Genomic DNA, 14,985 nt, shown 5'->3' with positions numbered 1-14,985 from the left:
GCTCTCGCGGTCGGCGAATTGTCCACGAACTGAACACCCGCCACACTCTGCACGGCGCGATCATTGTGTGACACATCACAATCACGTTCGCTCATCACGCGTTTTCTCGCACACGCGAACATCTCCCATCGGAGGAAGTTCATGACCGGTATTCCACGCCGCACCCTACGTGGCGAACTCACGGCTGAGTTCTTCGGAACCTTCATTTTCCTGGTCTGCGGTCTCGGCGCGATTGCGCAATTGACCATCTATGACACCGGCTCGCTGGAGACGGTCGCGTGGGCATGGGGTCTGGCCGTGGCATTCGCGATCTATATCTCGGGTGGAATCAGTGGCGCTCACCTCAATCCGGCTGTCACGCTGGCCTTCGCCTGCCGGCGAGGGTTCCCATGGCGAAAAGTACTGCCGTACATAACCGTTCAGACATTGGCCGCATTCTTCGCGGCCGCGCTGATCCGGTGGGAGTATTCGGAGGCGATCAGCCAGTTCGACCCGGACAGAACCAAAGGGCTGACTATCTTCACCACTCAGGCACAGGATTTTGTTTCGAATGGTGGCGCACTACGCAACCAGATCATCGCGACTGCGCTCCTTCTCATCATCATCGCCGCGTTGATCGACGCGCGGAATGCTCCGCCGATGGCCAACCTCGCACCGCTGCTGATCGGGCTCAGCGTGACCGTCGGCATCATGGTGCTCGCCGTCAACGGCGGCTATGCCATCAACCCCGCGCGTGACTTCGGCCCGCGGCTACTCGCATGGCTCTGTGGCTACAGTGACGCCTTCACGGCACATCAGTCCTTCTGGTGGGTGCCGATCGCCGGACCCCTCATCGGCGGGCCCCTGGGCATTCTCATCTACGACGCCGTCATCGGCCGACTCCTGCCGTGGGCGACACCAGAGATCGGCAGAAACGTCCAGAACCCCGACACCCACGAAGTCATCGAAACAGCATCGTCCGACAAGTGATTTCAGCCATGTCAACAGTCAACCGAATCAGAAGGAGAAACTCATGGGGCGTGTGGCCAACAAAGTCGCGCTGATCACCGGAGCGGCACGAGGGCAGGGACGAGCCGAAGCGGTTCGACTCGCCGAGGAAGGCGCAGACATCATCGCCGTGGACATCTGCCGTGACGTCGAGAGCGTCTCGGAATTTTACGCCGGCGCAACCGAAGACGATCTTGCCCAGACCGCAGAACTGATCGAGAAGTTCGATCGGAGAGTGGTATCGCGGATAGCCGACGTTCGCGACGTCGACCAACTCACCCGGGTTGTCGACGAAGGCGTGGCCGAACTCGGTCGGCTCGATGTGATTGTCGCGAACGCCGGGATCTTCACCCATCAAGGAGCGGCTTGGGAACTGACCGAACACGATTGGCAGACGGTGATCGATGTGAATCTCACCGGCGTCTGGGCCACGATCAAGGCCGGCGTGCCCCACATTCGTGCCGGAAATCGCGGCGGCTCCATCATCATCACCAGTTCGAACCTCGGAATCAGAGGTTCGGCCGGTACGTCTCACTACAGCGCTAGCAAACACGGAGTCATTGGTCTCGCGCAATCGCTCGCCAATGAGCTGGCCCCCGAATCGATCCGGGTCAACACCCTGCATCCCACCGCTGTTCGCACCACGATGGTGCAGAATCAGCGGACCTACCAATTGTTCCTCCCCGACCAGGGTGACGTGTCCACCGAGGACGCGATGTCGGCGTTCCAGCGAACGAACATGCTGCCGGTCGACCTCATCGAACCCGAAGACGTCGCCGACGCGGTGCTCTATCTGGCATCGGATGAATCCCGCTATGTGACCGGTAGCAAACAATTCGTCGATGCCGGGTACCTCGTTCGGCACTAGGTCGATGGGCGCAACCCGGATGCCGAAGCGCCATGTGAAATATCCGGCAGCATTTTCTATTCCCCTGTTCGAGAGAACGAATACTCCGGCCGTCAGTTGGACGGCCGGCCAGCAGAAAGCAAGAGGTGGTCACCATGAAAACAAAGAGTGCGGTCGTCTATGAGGTCGGCCAGCCCGTCGAGGTCGTCGAACTCGACCTGAAAGGACCTGCCGAAGGGGAGGTCCTGATCCGATGGGTCGCGTCAGGAATCTGCCACACGGATGTCCACCCCGGCCAGGGGGACCTGGAAGTCCGCACCCCGATGGTGCTCGGCCACGAGGGTGCCGGCGTCGTCGAAGAAGTAGGGCCAGCGGTCACCCGGGTCCGCCCCGGCGACCACGTCGTGTGCACGTCGCTGCCCAGTTGCGGCACCTGTCACTACTGCGCCACCGGACAACAGGCGATCTGCGACATGGGCGAGACCATCCTGCAAGGCTTCCTGCCTGGCGATCGCTACGTGTTCACTGGCCCGCGCGGCGACTACGGGGCGATGTGCATGCTGGGAACATTCAGCCAGTACTCGACCGTGCACCACACCTCGGTGATCAAGATCGATCCGAGTATTCCGCTGGAAACCGCCGCCCTGATGGGCTGCGGGGTACCCACCGGCTGGGGATCAGCGGTCAACGCCGCCGACGTCGTGCCCGGTGAGACGGTGATCGTGTACGGGATCGGCGGAATCGGCGTCAACGCGGTGCAGGGGGCCCGGTTTGCGGGGGCCAAGCACATCATCGCGGTCGACCCGCTCGAGAACAAGATGAAGGCCGCACTGGACTTCGGTGCAACCCACGCGGTGTCCACGCACGAGGAGGCCCATCAGATCGCCCGGGATCTGACGAACGGGGTCGGCGCCGACAAAGCCATCGTCACCATCGGCATCGTCGAGGAATCCGATGTCTCCGACGCCTTCACTGCGATAGCCAAGGGAGGAACGGTCGTCGTCACCGGACTGAATCAGTTCGCAAAGCTCAACGTCCATGTCTCGGGAACCGAACTGGCACTGTTCAAGAAGACCATCCGCGGCACGTTGTGGGGAGACTGCAATCCGACGACGGACATCAATCGGCTCCTCGGCCTCTACCAGAACCACGATCTCAAGCTCGACGAACTGGTGACGACAACCTACCGCCTCGACGACGTCAACAACGGCATCGAGGACATGCTGAACGGGACCAATCTTCGAGGGCTGATCGTCCATGAGTGACCCGTCCTGCGGGATCTGACGGCTGCGTTGCGACCGGCGACCAGTTGACGGCTACGCGGTGCGGGCTGTGCCGGGCACGGTGCAGCCCGCACCGCGTACCCGTCCCGATCGACACGTGCTGGCGACCACCGCGACCTTTGTCCGCAACCCCTCTGGTGCAGGCAGTCGGGGTCACCGCGGCGAGCTTGACCCGTCCCCTCGCACCGACTTCTCCAGATAGTCCAACCCCTGCCGCATCTGCGCGATCACCCGATCCGCTCCGGGCTCGGTGCTACCGGCGTCAGGGTCGAGCACCGAGTGGACGGCCATGTCGGCCAGCTGTCGTGCGATGGTGCGATCGGCCTCGGCGTCGCCCGGATGGTGCCACCAGGCGATCCAGTTGAGCATGCCGACGATGCCGAGCGCCGACACCCGCGGATCGGCCGGCCGGAACTGGCCCGCACCTATCCCCTCCTCCATGACGGCGACCAGTTCCTTGAGCACCCGGCGCCGACTCTGCCGGTAGGTATCGGCCACCCCGGCAGGCAGCTCCGCCTCCGAGCGGATCAGCACCCGGAAGCGATCCAAGGTCTGCGCCTGGTGCAACGCGATCGACATCGCCATCTCGTGCACCTTGCCCACGGCGTCGAGATCGGTGCGCTGGTTGATCTCGTGCAGCAGCACCGCCGGCTCCTCGGCGAGTTCGCTGACCAGCCGGGAGAACAGTTCGTCCTTGTTCGCGACGTAGTGGTACAGCGCCGGCCGGGTCAGGCCGGTCGCCTCGGCGATGTCCTGCAGCGTGGTGCTGGCCAGACCCTTCTCGGCGAACAGCCGCGTGGCCTGCTCCATGATCTCGCGCTCGACCAGTTCTCGCCGCGAGTTGCTGCGGCCACCCTTGACAGCGGTGGCCGGGACGTCCTCGGAAGTATCCTTCGGCGTCGGGCTCGTCATAGGCGAAGGATAGTGCCGTCAGACCGCCGCGGTGCGCACAACCTCGGACTCGCTGTCGCGCCCGACCGCGTCCGTGATGCTCACCAGATCGGTTCGCAAGCTCACGAGACCCGCGGCCAGATCACCCGCCGCGTGTGCGGGTGCCTCCACGACCACCACCGCGCCGGTCTCCCGCCGCAGCCGTTCTCCGAGGTCGAGGCGGGTGAGCACCGCATCTCGATTCCCGCTGCCAGTCACCCACAGCACCGCTGCGCCGGTCGACCGCGCGACGACATCGTCGGCCTCGTCGCCCCAAGCGGAGAGCAGGTCGACGGTGAGGACCTCGGTGCCGGGTTCGTGCCGCAGCGATTCCGGTGCCGCCCGCCGCGGGAAGCTCAGCCCGTGCCTGTCCAGCGGACGCGCCAGCACCCAGTCGGTCAGACCGTCCTCCGGAACCCGGGCCTGCGCCACTCCGGCGAAGTCGGCGAGACCCCGGGTGGCGATGTCCGGCGCCGACGCCATGAACCGATCGAGTCCGACCTTTCCCGCCCGCGTCATGTAGGCGATCATCAACTGGTCGACCGGGATGTCGGCTCGGTACGGGAACGATTCCCACCACAGCTCGCTGCGGGTGGCGATCGACTGGAGGTACTCCACCCCGGGTCGGCGAGCCGCCTCATAGGCGCGCAGCGCCTCCCCGAGCGTTGCTGCCTCGCCCACGGCCCGGTCCAGCGCGATGGCATCCTCCATCGCCAGCTTGGTACCCGAACCGATGGAGTAGTGGGCGGTGTGCGCGGCGTCGCCGATCAGCACCACGTTGCCGCTGTGCCACTGCTCGCAGGTCACCGTTCGGAACCGCATCCACCGGGTGCGGTTGCCGATCAGCCGGTGTCCGCCCAGGGTATGCGCGAATGCGTTCTCCAGGTATCGCAATGACGTCTCGTCGCTATCGACGGCCCCGGTCTTCTCGGTCGAGACGTCGAAACCGGCGTTGCGCCATGTGTCCTCATCGGTCTCGATCAGAAACGTACTGCGGTCGGCGGCATACGGGTAGGCGTGCGCGACGAATGTGCCGTGCTCGGTACTCACCGGAGTGAAGATCGCGCTCGGGAGAGCGAAATCTGTTCCGCACCAGAGGTACAAGCCTCCACCCGTGGAGATGTGCGGACGGAAGTCGGCCGCCGACTCGGTGCGGGTGACACTGTTGACACCATCGGCGGCGACCACGAGTTCGGCGTCGAGTTCGCCGACCGCGCGACGCTGTCCGAACTCCAGCCGCACGCCGGCGTCGGCGGCGTGCTGCTGCAGCACCTCCAGGAGCGTCGTGCGCGCGATGGCCAGCAGTTCACCGTGGGACAGACGGGCCACGTCGTCCCCGACCTTCATCGACATCTCGTGGGGATGTGACACGTCGACGATGGCGGCCAGCGACGCCGGATCTGCTTCGCGGAGGTTGCGTTGGGTCCGCGATGCCAGTCCGACGCCGAACCCGAAAGTCGTGTCCGGCGAACCTTGCTCATAGACCACGACGTCGGCATCGGGATGGCTGAGTTTGAGTAGGCGCGCCGCATACAAGCCGCCTGGGCCGCCGCCGAGCACGGCGATACGACTGAGTTTCATTGACTTCTACTTCCTGGTCAGGGGGTCGCGACGAGCTTGGCCACCACATCGGCGCGTAGTCGCTTTTTGTCGATCTTCCCCACGTTGGTCTGCGGGAACGCGTCCACGAACTCCAACCGTTCCGGCCATTTGAACTTGGCGACGCCGAGGGCATCGAGATGATCGCGGATGTCGCTCATCGACAGCTCCGCGGCGTCGACCGTCACGAGATAGGCGCAGGTCCGTTCCCCGAGACGCGGATCGGGCATGGCCACGACCGCTGCGTTCTGCACTTTCGGATGCGTCACGAGCAACTGTTCGACCTCTTCGGCGTTGATCTTCTCACCGCCGCGGTTGATCAGGTCCTTGATGCGCCCTTCGATCGAGACATACCGGGCTCCGTCGAGCACGACGATGGATGCCAGATCACCGGTCCGATAGAAGCCGTCGGAGGTGAATGCGGTCCGATTGTGTTCGGGCGCATCGAAGTAGCCCGGAATCGTGTACGGCCCGCGGCAGGTCAGCTCACCGACCTCCCCGTCGGGCATCTCGGTTTCAGTGCCGGGTTCGAGGATGCGGATCTCGTCGGCCTCAGCGATCGGCGTGCCGACCGTGGTCATGCGGGCCGACGCCGGTGACTTGTGCGGGGAGACGGTGAACAGACCTTCCGACATCCCGAACAGTTGACCCGCCCAATGTTTATCGCCGTCATCGACCCGATCGAACAACTCGGGGCTCACCTTGGCGCCGGACAGGATGACGGTGCGCAGGAACGGTCGCACCTCGTCGAACGCCGGACTCGCGACGGCCTGATAGTGGCCGTGCCCGATGAGAACGTCAGTGGCCTCCGCCCGCACCATCAACGGAAAGGCCTGAGTGACATCGGCAGTCGCCAGAATCAGACACGCTCCGACCGAATGCGCGGCGTGCAGCCCGCAACTGATTCCGGCGTTGTGGATGATCGGGATCAGGTGTGCGACGCGAGTGTCCTCGGTCCAGCGCAGCCGTTGGGCATACAGTCGCGCGTTGTCCCAGTACTCGACGTGCAGTCGTGGGATCACCTTCGGCACGCCGGTGGTCCCGCCGGACAGTTGGAAAGCACTCACGTCGAGCGGGTCGATGCCCGCCTGGATCGCGGCGACCCGCTCCCGAGCCACCTCGGCCGCGACCTCGGCGCCCAGTGTTTCGATCGGGATGACCCCGTCCTGCGCCCCGCCGAGGCCGACAGACAAAATCGTGCGCAGCGTCGGATGTCGATGCGCCTGGTGGCGGGCGAAGTCGATCAGGTCGAATGGCAGTCCGGTTTCCACGAGATGGGCGGTCGCGCCGACAGCACGGGAGATGTGCCCGATCTCGTGACCACGATGGGCCGCCAACGTCGCCACCGGTACCAAACCCGCTTTGAGAGACCCGTACCAGGCCAGCACCGTCTCCATCCGATTGGTCGTCTGGAACAGCACCGGATCGCCGGGCTCCAGCCCCCGGTCCAGCAACCCCACGGCGATCTGATCGGTGCGTGCACCCAGTTCGCGATAGGTCATCGACGCGACGTCGGTGATGACCGCAGGCCGATCGGCAAACCGATCAACACTGTCCTGCAGTCGATCCGCGATGGTCCGATAGGTCCACTCGCCGCTGCGCCGGTACCGCTCGACGAGTTCAGCGGGGTACCCGACCAGCCGATCGCCCCATCGCGCTCGGCCGGCCGGCTTCGTCATGATCATCGGCCTGCCACCGCGGGGAGCAGCTGCGTGAGTTCGGCGACCCGATCCGGATGGTCGACGGGCACGATACCCGAGTAGATCGCGGTCCAGCAGCCGGGGCAGCACTGCTGCCGGAACACGACCTCGGTGTCGACGTACTCACCGGGGTCGGAGGTGACCTGCGGTCCGGCGTCGCTCGACGGACCGTCGTAGCGGGCCAGGTCGAGTCGCCCGGACTTGCTGTCACCGAGAAGCCGTCCGCAGTGCGCGCATCCGACGACACGGGACTCGCCGATGGTGGCCTCGACGAGGTTGTCGTCGAGGCGGCGCGCACGGCTGAGGTCGAGCGTCGCCTCCTGGCTCTGCGGGATGTCGGATCGGTCGCGGCGGACCTCGCGCAACTCGTTGCGCTTCTTCTCGGTGCCGGCCTCATCGACCTGCCCGCCGTCGACCACGACGCCGTAGTTCTCAAGCGCGCCGGTGGCGGTGACCTTGCCGTTGCGGACATCGTCGGCTACCGCCTCGGGTTCGCGACGCAGTGGATCACCGTAGCCACCACCACCCTGCCAGTGCATGTACAGCACCTCGCCGGGCGCCAGGTAGCTCTCGGCGTAGCAGGGGCCGAGTTCCTTGTCGCCGGACAGATCGTCGAGCGTGCCGGGAATCGTGCCCTGCGCCAAAAGCTCCTGTACCCCGGACCCGCGCGCGAGGATCTCCAGGCCGGTGTTGCCCGGCAGTCCGCCGGCGAGTCCGGAGTTCTGCGCGACCGCCTTGCCCGCCGACGCGAACACCAGCCCCATCGGCAGACTCGTCCCGTACGGGGTGACCGCCAGGGAGGCCGATACACCGCCGCGATGACGGCCGGGTCCGCCGGAGTCGGGTTCCTCACGGCGCCACAGGGTCAGCAGCGGGTAGAGGAACTCGGTCATCTCGGTGTCGGGGATGCGGCCCATCGGGATGCAGAACAGGCCGCCGGTGTCCATGCCGTCGGCAACCGGTCGCGCGCCGTAGCCACCGGCCATCGGCTCCATCATGATGTTCAGGAATGGCACCGGTTGTTCGCCGCGTTCGTCGAGACCGGCGACGACGGCGGTGTCCCAGGTGCCGCAGCACGACGCCTGCACGTTCTTGCCGAGTTCGAGGTGCCGGTCCAGCATCTGCGCCAGACATTCGGCGATCAGGTTGCCGGTCAGCCAGGCCGGACCGATCGGCCCGCGACTGACCGCGGCCGGGAAGGTGGCGTTGTTGATCGTCCCCTCCTCCGCGATCAGGTCGAAGCAGCGCATCAATCCGCCTGCCGACCACGGGATGTCGCCGGCCAGGATCGGCAGCAGCGCCAGCATCACCCCGCCGCGCATGCCGGCGTAGGTGCAGTTGATGACACCGGTCTGCGGGTCGGTGCCGGTGAAGTCGAACGACAGGTGATCGGCCTGCTTGGTCATCGCGACGGTGATCTTGTGGACCGCACGGTCGCCGGTCTGCGCCTGATCCTGGTAGCCGGTGGCGTGCCAGGTGCCGTCGGGCAGGTCGGTCAGCTTGGCGCGCAACCGGCTCTCGGCGTCGGCCATCATGCGCTTCATCACGGCCTTGACGGTGTCGGCGCCGTACTGTTCGATGACCGCGAGCAGACGGTCGCGACCCACACTGTTGGCACCGATCTTGGCGCGCAGGTCGAGACCGACGAGCATCGGGACGCGCGACCGCCGGACCCACACGTCGGCGACGTCGCGCTGTAACTCGAAGTCTCGCACCACCTTGATCGGCGGCGTCGGAAGCGACTCGGAGAAGACATCTTTGGCGGCAGGGTCGAACGATCCGAGCCCGGAGCCGCCGAGGTCGGGTTCGTGGCAGATGGCGCTGGTCCAGCCGAACAGCTTGCCGTCGTAGAACACCGGCTGGTAGACGATGACGTCGCTCTGGTGCAGGCCACCGCCGACCCACGGATCGTTGCAGAGGAACATGTCGCCCTCGGTGATGCCGGGGTTGGTCGACCGATTCTGCAGCGTCCAGTAGATGGCGAGGTCGACGGCGCCGACGAGCATCGTGTTGTAGAGGCCCACCTGGACCTCCTGACCGATCTCGTCGCTGACGGCGAAGTCGAAATCGTTGGCGTCGGTGACGATAGGTGATCCCGACATCCGCTTGAGTGCTTCGCCCATCTCGTCGGTCACCGACCACAGGCGGTGGCGGATCACCTCGTAGGTGAGCGGGTCGACGGCGTCGATCTGCTCCTGGGTCACGGTGTGGACGGGCAGCGACGGCGGCAGTGAGCGGGCCAGCGCGTCGAGGTCTGTCGGGCGGCTGGAGAAGACCTCCGAGCCGGGAATGGGTGCGGTCATGAGTGCAGAACTCCTGTGGCTGGTGGCTTATGCCTGGTCGACGGTGATGGTGAGGTTGCCGAGGCGGTCGATCTCGCCGGTGGTGTCGTGCGGGATCACCACCGTGGTGGTCGGCACCTCGATGACGGCGGGCCCGGTGATGACGTGACCGGCGCGCAGGCCCGCGTAGTCGTAGATGTCGGTGTCGACGAATCCGCGGCGGCCGTCGAGGCAGACCTTGCGCATCCCGACGTGCGCGTCGCTCGGGTCGGCGGAGTCGGCGACAGCGAGTTCTGGCAGTTCAGGAGAGAAAGGCAGGACGCCGGTGCCACGGACTCGGTAGGTGATGGCCTGGATACCGGCTTCGCGGAACCCGCTGTCCTTGCCATACAGGTCCGCATACTTCTTCTCGAATGCCTCGGCCGCACCGGCGATCTCCGTCGAGGTGAGCGATCCGTCGGGCAGCGGCGTGGCGACCTCGGCCAATTGCATGGTGTAACGCATGTCGATCTCGCGTTCCATCACGATCGACGCGAAGTGCAGGCCCTGCCGGTCGAGCTGGTTTCGGACCTGTTCCTCGAGCATCTTGAAGTTCTGCTCCACCCGGGCCGGGTCGAGCGGCATCGCGGCGGGGTCCGAGAGTTCCTTGGCGAGAACGATGTCCGACGATGCCAGGCCGTAGGCGGAGAACGCCGAGGCGACCTGGCCGAGCGGGACGACGACCCGCGATGCCCCGATCTCCTGGGCATAGAGGCCGCAGTGCGCGGGCCCGGAACCGCCGAAGGCGTAGACGATGAAGTTCCGCGGATCGTGGCCGGCTTCGACGACGGTCTTGCGCAGCAGGTCGCCGGTCTGGGCGTTCTGCACCGCGTAGATGGCGGCAGCGGCGTCCTCGACGGACAGGCCGAGTGGTTCCGCGATGCGGGTCCGGATGGCCTCGCGTGCCTTGGTGATGTCGAGCGCCTTACGTCCGCCGAGCAAGCCGCGTTCGGGCAGGATACCCAGCACCAGGTTGGCGTCGGTGTTGGTCGGCTCGGTGCCGCCCTGGCCATAGCAGGCGGGACCGGGGACGGCTTGCGCACTGTGCGGGCCGATCTGCAGGTTGCCGCCGGCGTCGAGCCAGGCGATCGCACCGCCACCCGCGCCGATCGCATGGACTTCGAGCGTGGGCACATTGATCGGATGGTGATTGATGATCGTCGTCGACGACCGCACCGGCTCGCCATCGACGACCAGGCCGACGAGGAACGTCGTGCCGCCGGCGTCGGTCGCGATGATGTTGTCGTGTCCGAGCTGACGACCCAAGGACACCGAACCGACGACACCGCCGGTCAGCACCGAGCCGACCGTCGAGATCGCGTTGGCCGGCGCCTCCGACGCGGCGACCGCACCACCGTTGCTCTGCATCACCAACAGCGGACCGGCCAGCTTGTGTTCGCGGAGTCGACCCTCGAGTTCGCCGAGGTAGTCGCGCAGACCCGGCCCGATCTGGGTGCTCATGATGGTGGTCGCGTTACGCGCGAACTCCCGGATGCGTGGGCTGACCTCGCTGGACAGTGAGACGAACACCGTCGGGTCGATCTCGTGCACGATGTCGCGGATGCGCTGCTCATGGGAGGGATTGCGGAACGACCACAGCAGCGACACCGCGATGGCGCTGATGCCCTGGGCGAGCAGTGCTCGCACTGCCACACGCACCTCGTCCTCGTCGAGGGTCACGATGACCCGACCGTCGCGGTCCACCCGCTCGGTCACCTCGAGCGCATGACGTTTGTCCACCAGTCCGTGGGACTTGCTCTGCGCCATCACGTTCTGCAACTGTTCGGGCGACCGACCGAGGTAGCGACCCTCCACGTTCATGATGTAGATCGAGTCGCGGTGGCCTTTGGTGGTGAGGAAGCCGACGTCGGGGACCTTGTTCATCACCAACGCGTTGAGCGATGACGTGGTGCCGTGCGCGATGTGATGGGTGTCGGCGAGCATATCGTCGAGGGGCCGCCCGAGTTGCTCGGCGAGCACCGCGAGGACGTCCATCACGCCTTCGGAATAGTCGGGGGGTGTCGAGGGCGCCTTGCCGGCGACCACCAGGCCGTTCCCGTCGTCGAGGACGGCATCGGTGAACGTGCCACCGACGTCCACTCCGATCACGTATGCCATGGCCAGGTACTCCTTTGTCAGCTGGATTGACGTTGGCGTTGAGTATTCGACGCCAACGACTCCCTGTCAAGGCCTCGATGTGAGTCCGGTCACCCGATTGTGCCCGCGTCTCGGCTGTTTGCCCAGTTCAAGACGGGTTGCGCCACACGCTTGACGTATTTTCGTTTGCGTCGAATAATTGTCGTTGACGTCAACGTGGCGTCGAGCGGCCCCTTCATCGGCCGAGATCGAAAGGACCACAGACACATGGGTGTCCATCGCATCGGCCTTGTGGTGCCGAGTTCGAACGTCACCGTGGAGACCGAGATGCCGGCGCTGCTGAGCCGCCATCCGGTCTCCGCGTTCTCCTTCCACTCGACCCGGATGCGGATGCATCAGGTGTCGGCCGAGGAACTCGCGGCGATGAATGCGCAGCGCGAACGCTGCGTCATGGAGATCGCCGACGCGTCACCCGACGCGATCCTCTACGCGTGCCTGGTGGCGCTCATGGTCGGCGGCCCGGGTGAGCACCAGCGCGTCGAGGGCGCTGTCGCCGAACAACTGGCGACCGGTGGCTCCGACGCGATCATCCGCTCCAGCGCCGGTGCCCTGGTGGAGGCGTTGCGGGCGATGGATGCGAAGCGGATCGCCATCGTCACGCCGTATATGCGGCCACTCGCCGAGAAGGTCGTCGCCTATCTGGAGGCCGAGGACTTCACCGTCGTCGACTGGCGGGCCCTGGAGGTCGCCGACAACGCCGAGGTCGGCTGCATTCCCGGCGACCGGGTGATGGACGCGGCCCGATCGCTCGACCTCACCGACGTCGACGCACTGGTGCTGTCGTGCTGTGTGCAGATGCCGTCGCTCCCCCTGATCGACGACGCGGAACGCGAGTTCGGCATCCCGGTGCTGTCAGCGGCCACCGCCGGTGCCTACAGCATTCTGCGGGGCCTCGGCCTGTCCGCCTCGATCGACGGTGCCGGCAGTCTGCTGCGCGCCGACCTGGCGTCCGTGCCTGCCTGACCCCCCTGCGTAACCAAAGGAATCATCATGACCGAACTCGCCCACAAAGTCCGCGGCGTCGACCACGTCGCCTACCCGACCTTCGATCCGGCCGCGACGGTGCGGTTCTACCGCGACGTGCTCGGCTTCCCGGTGGTCCACTCGATCTGCGCCGCCGGCTGGGGACCGGACAAGCACCCCGACTTCATCCACTTCTTCTTCGACATCGGCAACGACGACCGGCTCGCGTTCTTCTACTATTTCGGACTCGAACCGTTCGACGGTGGTCCGCAGGGTGATTCGTATTCGCGGTTCGCCGAGGACGTACCGATCTGGTTCATCCGGTCCCGCCATCTGGCGATTCACGTCGACAGTGAGGAGGACCTGCTGGAGTATCGCCGTCGTCTCGACGGCAGCGATTGGCCGGTGGAGATGCAGATCCAACACGAGACGATCGAATCGATCTACACCCACGACCCGAACGGCTACATGATCGAGGTAACCCGGGCGATGCGGCCGGTGACGCCGCAGGAGGATCTCGACGCCAATCTCACCATCGACGCCCTGATCGACGTGGTGTCGCAACCGAACCCGAGCATGGCGGCATTGCTGGCGCGCAAGGCGGAGCGCATCGTCGAGCGAGCGGCGCAGTGGCAAGAAGATCAGGATGCGCGCGAGGCGGTGTCGGTTCGATGACCACACTGTTCGTCCTGGATGTACCCGAGAACAAGCCCGTCGCTGCCGTCGCCGGGGAGGACCCGGAGGTCACGGTGGATCACGTTGGACCGTATTTCCGCATCACCGCCGATGACGCCATCATGATCGACCGCCGCGCGACCGGGTGCCGGCACGCGGTCTGGTACAGCAGCGTGGCCGGGCTGCTCGATTCTCGGATCACGCAGTGGGACAAGGATGCGCTCCGGGTTGAACCGGCCGATGTGGCGGGCCGATGAGCATCTCGATCCCTCCCGACACAACCCGCCTCGGCGCGGGCCGCTACATCGAGTCCGCCGAGCAGCCCGCGAACACGGCGACGTCGGTGCACGAGTTGTCGACGGCCGACGGCGCGAAGGTCACCGGGGTGCTGCGCACGGTTCCCGGCGCGTCGACGGTGGTCGCGCTGATGCATCCCCGCCAGGACCTGACCCATCACGTGTTGGTACCCGAACTGCTGGCGCGCGGCTTCGCGGTGTGGACGCAGGGCACGCGTTCGGTGAACAATGACCTGAACCTCGTTCATGAGCAGGCCCTGCTCGATGTCGCGGCAGGTCAGGTCTTTCTCCGCGACAGCGACTTCGGCTCGGTTCTCACACTGGGACATTCGGGCGGTGGCGCGTTGTTCGCGTTCTATCACGAGCAAGCCGGGCGTGCCCCGGATGATCGTCTGACGGCCACGCCGGCCGGACGTCCGATCGACCTCGCCGGTGCCGACATGCCCGTTCCCGATGGCGCGATCTTTCTGGCCCCGCATCCCGGCCAGGGACAGCTGCTGCTGCGACTCATCGATCCGTCGGTGAGCGATGAGAACGACCCGCTGAGTGTGAACCCGTCACTCAACCCGTTCGACCCGTCCAACGGGTTCGCCGAACCGCCCGAATCATCCTCCTACTCTGCGGATTTCATCGAGCGCTACCGCACGGCGCAGCGCGCCCGGGTGGCGCGCATCGACGCCGTCGCTCGCGAACTCGTCGCCGAATCCGGCCATGCACGTAAACAATTCAAGGTCTCCGGCGATCCGGCCGATCGCCGTGCGTCGTTGGCACCGCGGATCATGACCATCTACCGCACCGACGCCGACCTCCGCTTCGTCGACCTGTCGCTGAGCCCGAACGACCGCCCGTACGGGTCGCTGTTCGGCCGTCGCCCCGACCTCACCGACTACGGACTCGTCGGCTTCGGCCGACTCGCCACACCGGAGGCGTGGCTCTCGACGTGGTCGGGTCTGTCCAGCAACGCAGGCTTCCTCCGCTGCGCCCCCGGAGTGCAGGTACCGACGCTGTTCATCGAACTGACCGGCGACCAGGCCTGCTTCCCCGAGGATGCGGTGGAGCTGGTGACCGCCCTCGGCGCGGATGATGTCAACCACGTCCGCGTCGAGGGTACCCACTTCGGTGGGCCGATCCGAGACGGTGCGCCGACCGGGGCCAGCCTCGCTGCAGCCGAGATCGGAGGGTGGTTGGCAGAGCGGTTCGGCTGAAGCCCCGATGAGTTCTGCCATC

12 protein-coding genes are annotated in these 14,985 nt (G+C 65.8%); 7 read left to right on the top strand and 5 right to left on the bottom strand.

Features of this window, described 5'->3' with window-relative positions; translation table 11 throughout:
- Positions 1-141 precede the first annotated feature (141 nt).
- The 3 genes from NWF22_RS10325 (at position 142) to NWF22_RS10315 (ending at position 3,099) form a co-directional block, all read left to right on the top strand.
- The gene (locus NWF22_RS10325; RefSeq protein WP_160901630.1) at positions 142-969 is read left to right on the top strand and encodes an MIP/aquaporin family protein; all 828 of its coding nucleotides are present in this window, start codon (positions 142-144) and stop codon (positions 967-969) included.
- Positions 970-1,012: 43 nt separating this feature from the next.
- Positions 1,013-1,855: a mycofactocin-coupled SDR family oxidoreductase gene (locus NWF22_RS10320; protein WP_160901629.1), complete on the top strand. Its 843-nt coding sequence runs from the start codon at positions 1,013-1,015 to the stop codon at positions 1,853-1,855.
- Positions 1,856-1,989: 134 nt separating this feature from the next.
- Positions 1,990-3,099 carry an NDMA-dependent alcohol dehydrogenase gene (locus tag NWF22_RS10315; protein ID WP_160901628.1) on the top strand — a complete coding sequence of 370 codons (1,110 nt, stop codon included), beginning with the start codon at positions 1,990-1,992 and terminating at the stop codon, positions 3,097-3,099.
- 171 nt (positions 3,100-3,270) lie between these two features.
- Here NWF22_RS10315 and NWF22_RS10310 read toward each other — a convergent pair whose 3' ends face one another.
- Genes NWF22_RS10310 through NWF22_RS10290 form a run of 5 tightly spaced genes read right to left on the bottom strand, consistent with a single transcriptional unit; the run spans position 3,271 to position 11,785 of the window.
- Positions 3,271-4,029, bottom strand: coding sequence for a TetR/AcrR family transcriptional regulator (locus NWF22_RS10310; protein WP_160901627.1), 759 nt, complete (start codon positions 4,027-4,029; stop codon positions 3,271-3,273).
- A gap of 18 nt (positions 4,030-4,047) precedes the next feature.
- Positions 4,048-5,628 carry an FAD-dependent monooxygenase gene (locus NWF22_RS10305; protein WP_160901626.1) on the bottom strand — a complete coding sequence of 527 codons (1,581 nt, stop codon included), beginning with the start codon at positions 5,626-5,628 and terminating at the stop codon, positions 4,048-4,050.
- A gap of 17 nt (positions 5,629-5,645) precedes the next feature.
- Entirely contained in the window at positions 5,646-7,331 is a 1,686-nt protein-coding gene (locus NWF22_RS10300) for a (2,3-dihydroxybenzoyl)adenylate synthase (RefSeq protein WP_160901625.1), read from the bottom strand.
- Positions 7,328-9,649 carry a hydantoinase B/oxoprolinase family protein gene (locus tag NWF22_RS10295; RefSeq protein WP_160901624.1) on the bottom strand — a complete coding sequence of 774 codons (2,322 nt, stop codon included), beginning with the start codon at positions 9,647-9,649 and terminating at the stop codon, positions 7,328-7,330. The genes NWF22_RS10300 and NWF22_RS10295 overlap by 4 nt, the downstream gene beginning before the upstream one ends.
- 27 nt (positions 9,650-9,676) lie before the next feature.
- The gene (locus tag NWF22_RS10290; protein ID WP_160901623.1) at positions 9,677-11,785 is read right to left on the bottom strand and encodes a hydantoinase/oxoprolinase family protein; all 2,109 of its coding nucleotides are present in this window, start codon (positions 11,783-11,785) and stop codon (positions 9,677-9,679) included.
- Between the two features lie 246 nt (positions 11,786-12,031).
- Here NWF22_RS10290 and NWF22_RS10285 point away from each other — a divergent pair, with 246 nt between their 5' ends.
- Genes NWF22_RS10285 through NWF22_RS10270 form a run of 4 tightly spaced genes read left to right on the top strand, consistent with a single transcriptional unit; the run spans position 12,032 to position 14,963 of the window.
- Positions 12,032-12,787, top strand: a complete 756-nt coding sequence (locus NWF22_RS10285) for a maleate cis-trans isomerase family protein (RefSeq protein WP_160901622.1) — start codon at positions 12,032-12,034, stop codon at positions 12,785-12,787.
- A 27-nt stretch (positions 12,788-12,814) separates the two neighbouring features.
- A complete protein-coding gene (locus tag NWF22_RS10280; protein WP_160901621.1) occupies positions 12,815-13,462 on the top strand; it encodes a VOC family protein in 648 nt (215 codons plus the stop codon).
- Complete coding sequence (locus NWF22_RS10275) at positions 13,459-13,719, top strand: hypothetical protein (RefSeq protein ID WP_160901620.1); 261 nt, start codon at positions 13,459-13,461, stop codon at positions 13,717-13,719. The genes NWF22_RS10280 and NWF22_RS10275 overlap by 4 nt, the downstream gene beginning before the upstream one ends.
- A complete protein-coding gene (locus NWF22_RS10270) occupies positions 13,716-14,963 on the top strand; it encodes an alpha/beta hydrolase (protein WP_202398450.1) in 1,248 nt (415 codons plus the stop codon). Before NWF22_RS10275 ends, NWF22_RS10270 begins: the two co-directional genes overlap by 4 nt.
- Positions 14,964-14,985: the final 22 nt, after the last annotated feature.

It is taken from the genome of Gordonia mangrovi (genome assembly GCF_024734075.1).
Lineage (GTDB): Bacteria > Actinomycetota > Actinomycetes > Mycobacteriales > Mycobacteriaceae > Gordonia > Gordonia mangrovi.
Note: the sequence above shows the minus strand (reverse complement) of the source record. Positions and strands in the feature narration are given on the sequence as shown.

Excerpts from the sequence above, each read along its gene's own strand:
- NWF22_RS10325 (WP_160901630.1), top strand. The coding sequence starts at position 142 with ATGACCGGTATTCCACGCCGCACCCTACGTGGCGAACTCACGGCTGAG.
- NWF22_RS10320 (WP_160901629.1), top strand. The coding sequence starts at position 1,013 with ATGGGGCGTGTGGCCAACAAAGTCGCGCTGATCACCGGAGCGGCACGA.
- NWF22_RS10315 (WP_160901628.1), top strand. The coding sequence starts at position 1,990 with ATGAAAACAAAGAGTGCGGTCGTCTATGAGGTCGGCCAGCCCGTCGAG.
- NWF22_RS10310 (WP_160901627.1), bottom strand. The coding sequence starts at position 4,029 with ATGACGAGCCCGACGCCGAAGGATACTTCCGAGGACGTCCCGGCCACC.
- NWF22_RS10305 (WP_160901626.1), bottom strand. The coding sequence starts at position 5,628 with ATGAAACTCAGTCGTATCGCCGTGCTCGGCGGCGGCCCAGGCGGCTTG.
- NWF22_RS10300 (WP_160901625.1), bottom strand. The coding sequence starts at position 7,331 with ATGATCATGACGAAGCCGGCCGGCCGAGCGCGATGGGGCGATCGGCTG.
- NWF22_RS10295 (WP_160901624.1), bottom strand. The coding sequence starts at position 9,649 with ATGACCGCACCCATTCCCGGCTCGGAGGTCTTCTCCAGCCGCCCGACA.
- NWF22_RS10290 (WP_160901623.1), bottom strand. The coding sequence starts at position 11,785 with ATGGCATACGTGATCGGAGTGGACGTCGGTGGCACGTTCACCGATGCC.
- NWF22_RS10285 (WP_160901622.1), top strand. The coding sequence starts at position 12,032 with ATGGGTGTCCATCGCATCGGCCTTGTGGTGCCGAGTTCGAACGTCACC.
- NWF22_RS10280 (WP_160901621.1), top strand. The coding sequence starts at position 12,815 with ATGACCGAACTCGCCCACAAAGTCCGCGGCGTCGACCACGTCGCCTAC.
- NWF22_RS10275 (WP_160901620.1), top strand. The coding sequence starts at position 13,459 with ATGACCACACTGTTCGTCCTGGATGTACCCGAGAACAAGCCCGTCGCT.
- NWF22_RS10270 (WP_202398450.1), top strand. The coding sequence starts at position 13,716 with ATGAGCATCTCGATCCCTCCCGACACAACCCGCCTCGGCGCGGGCCGC.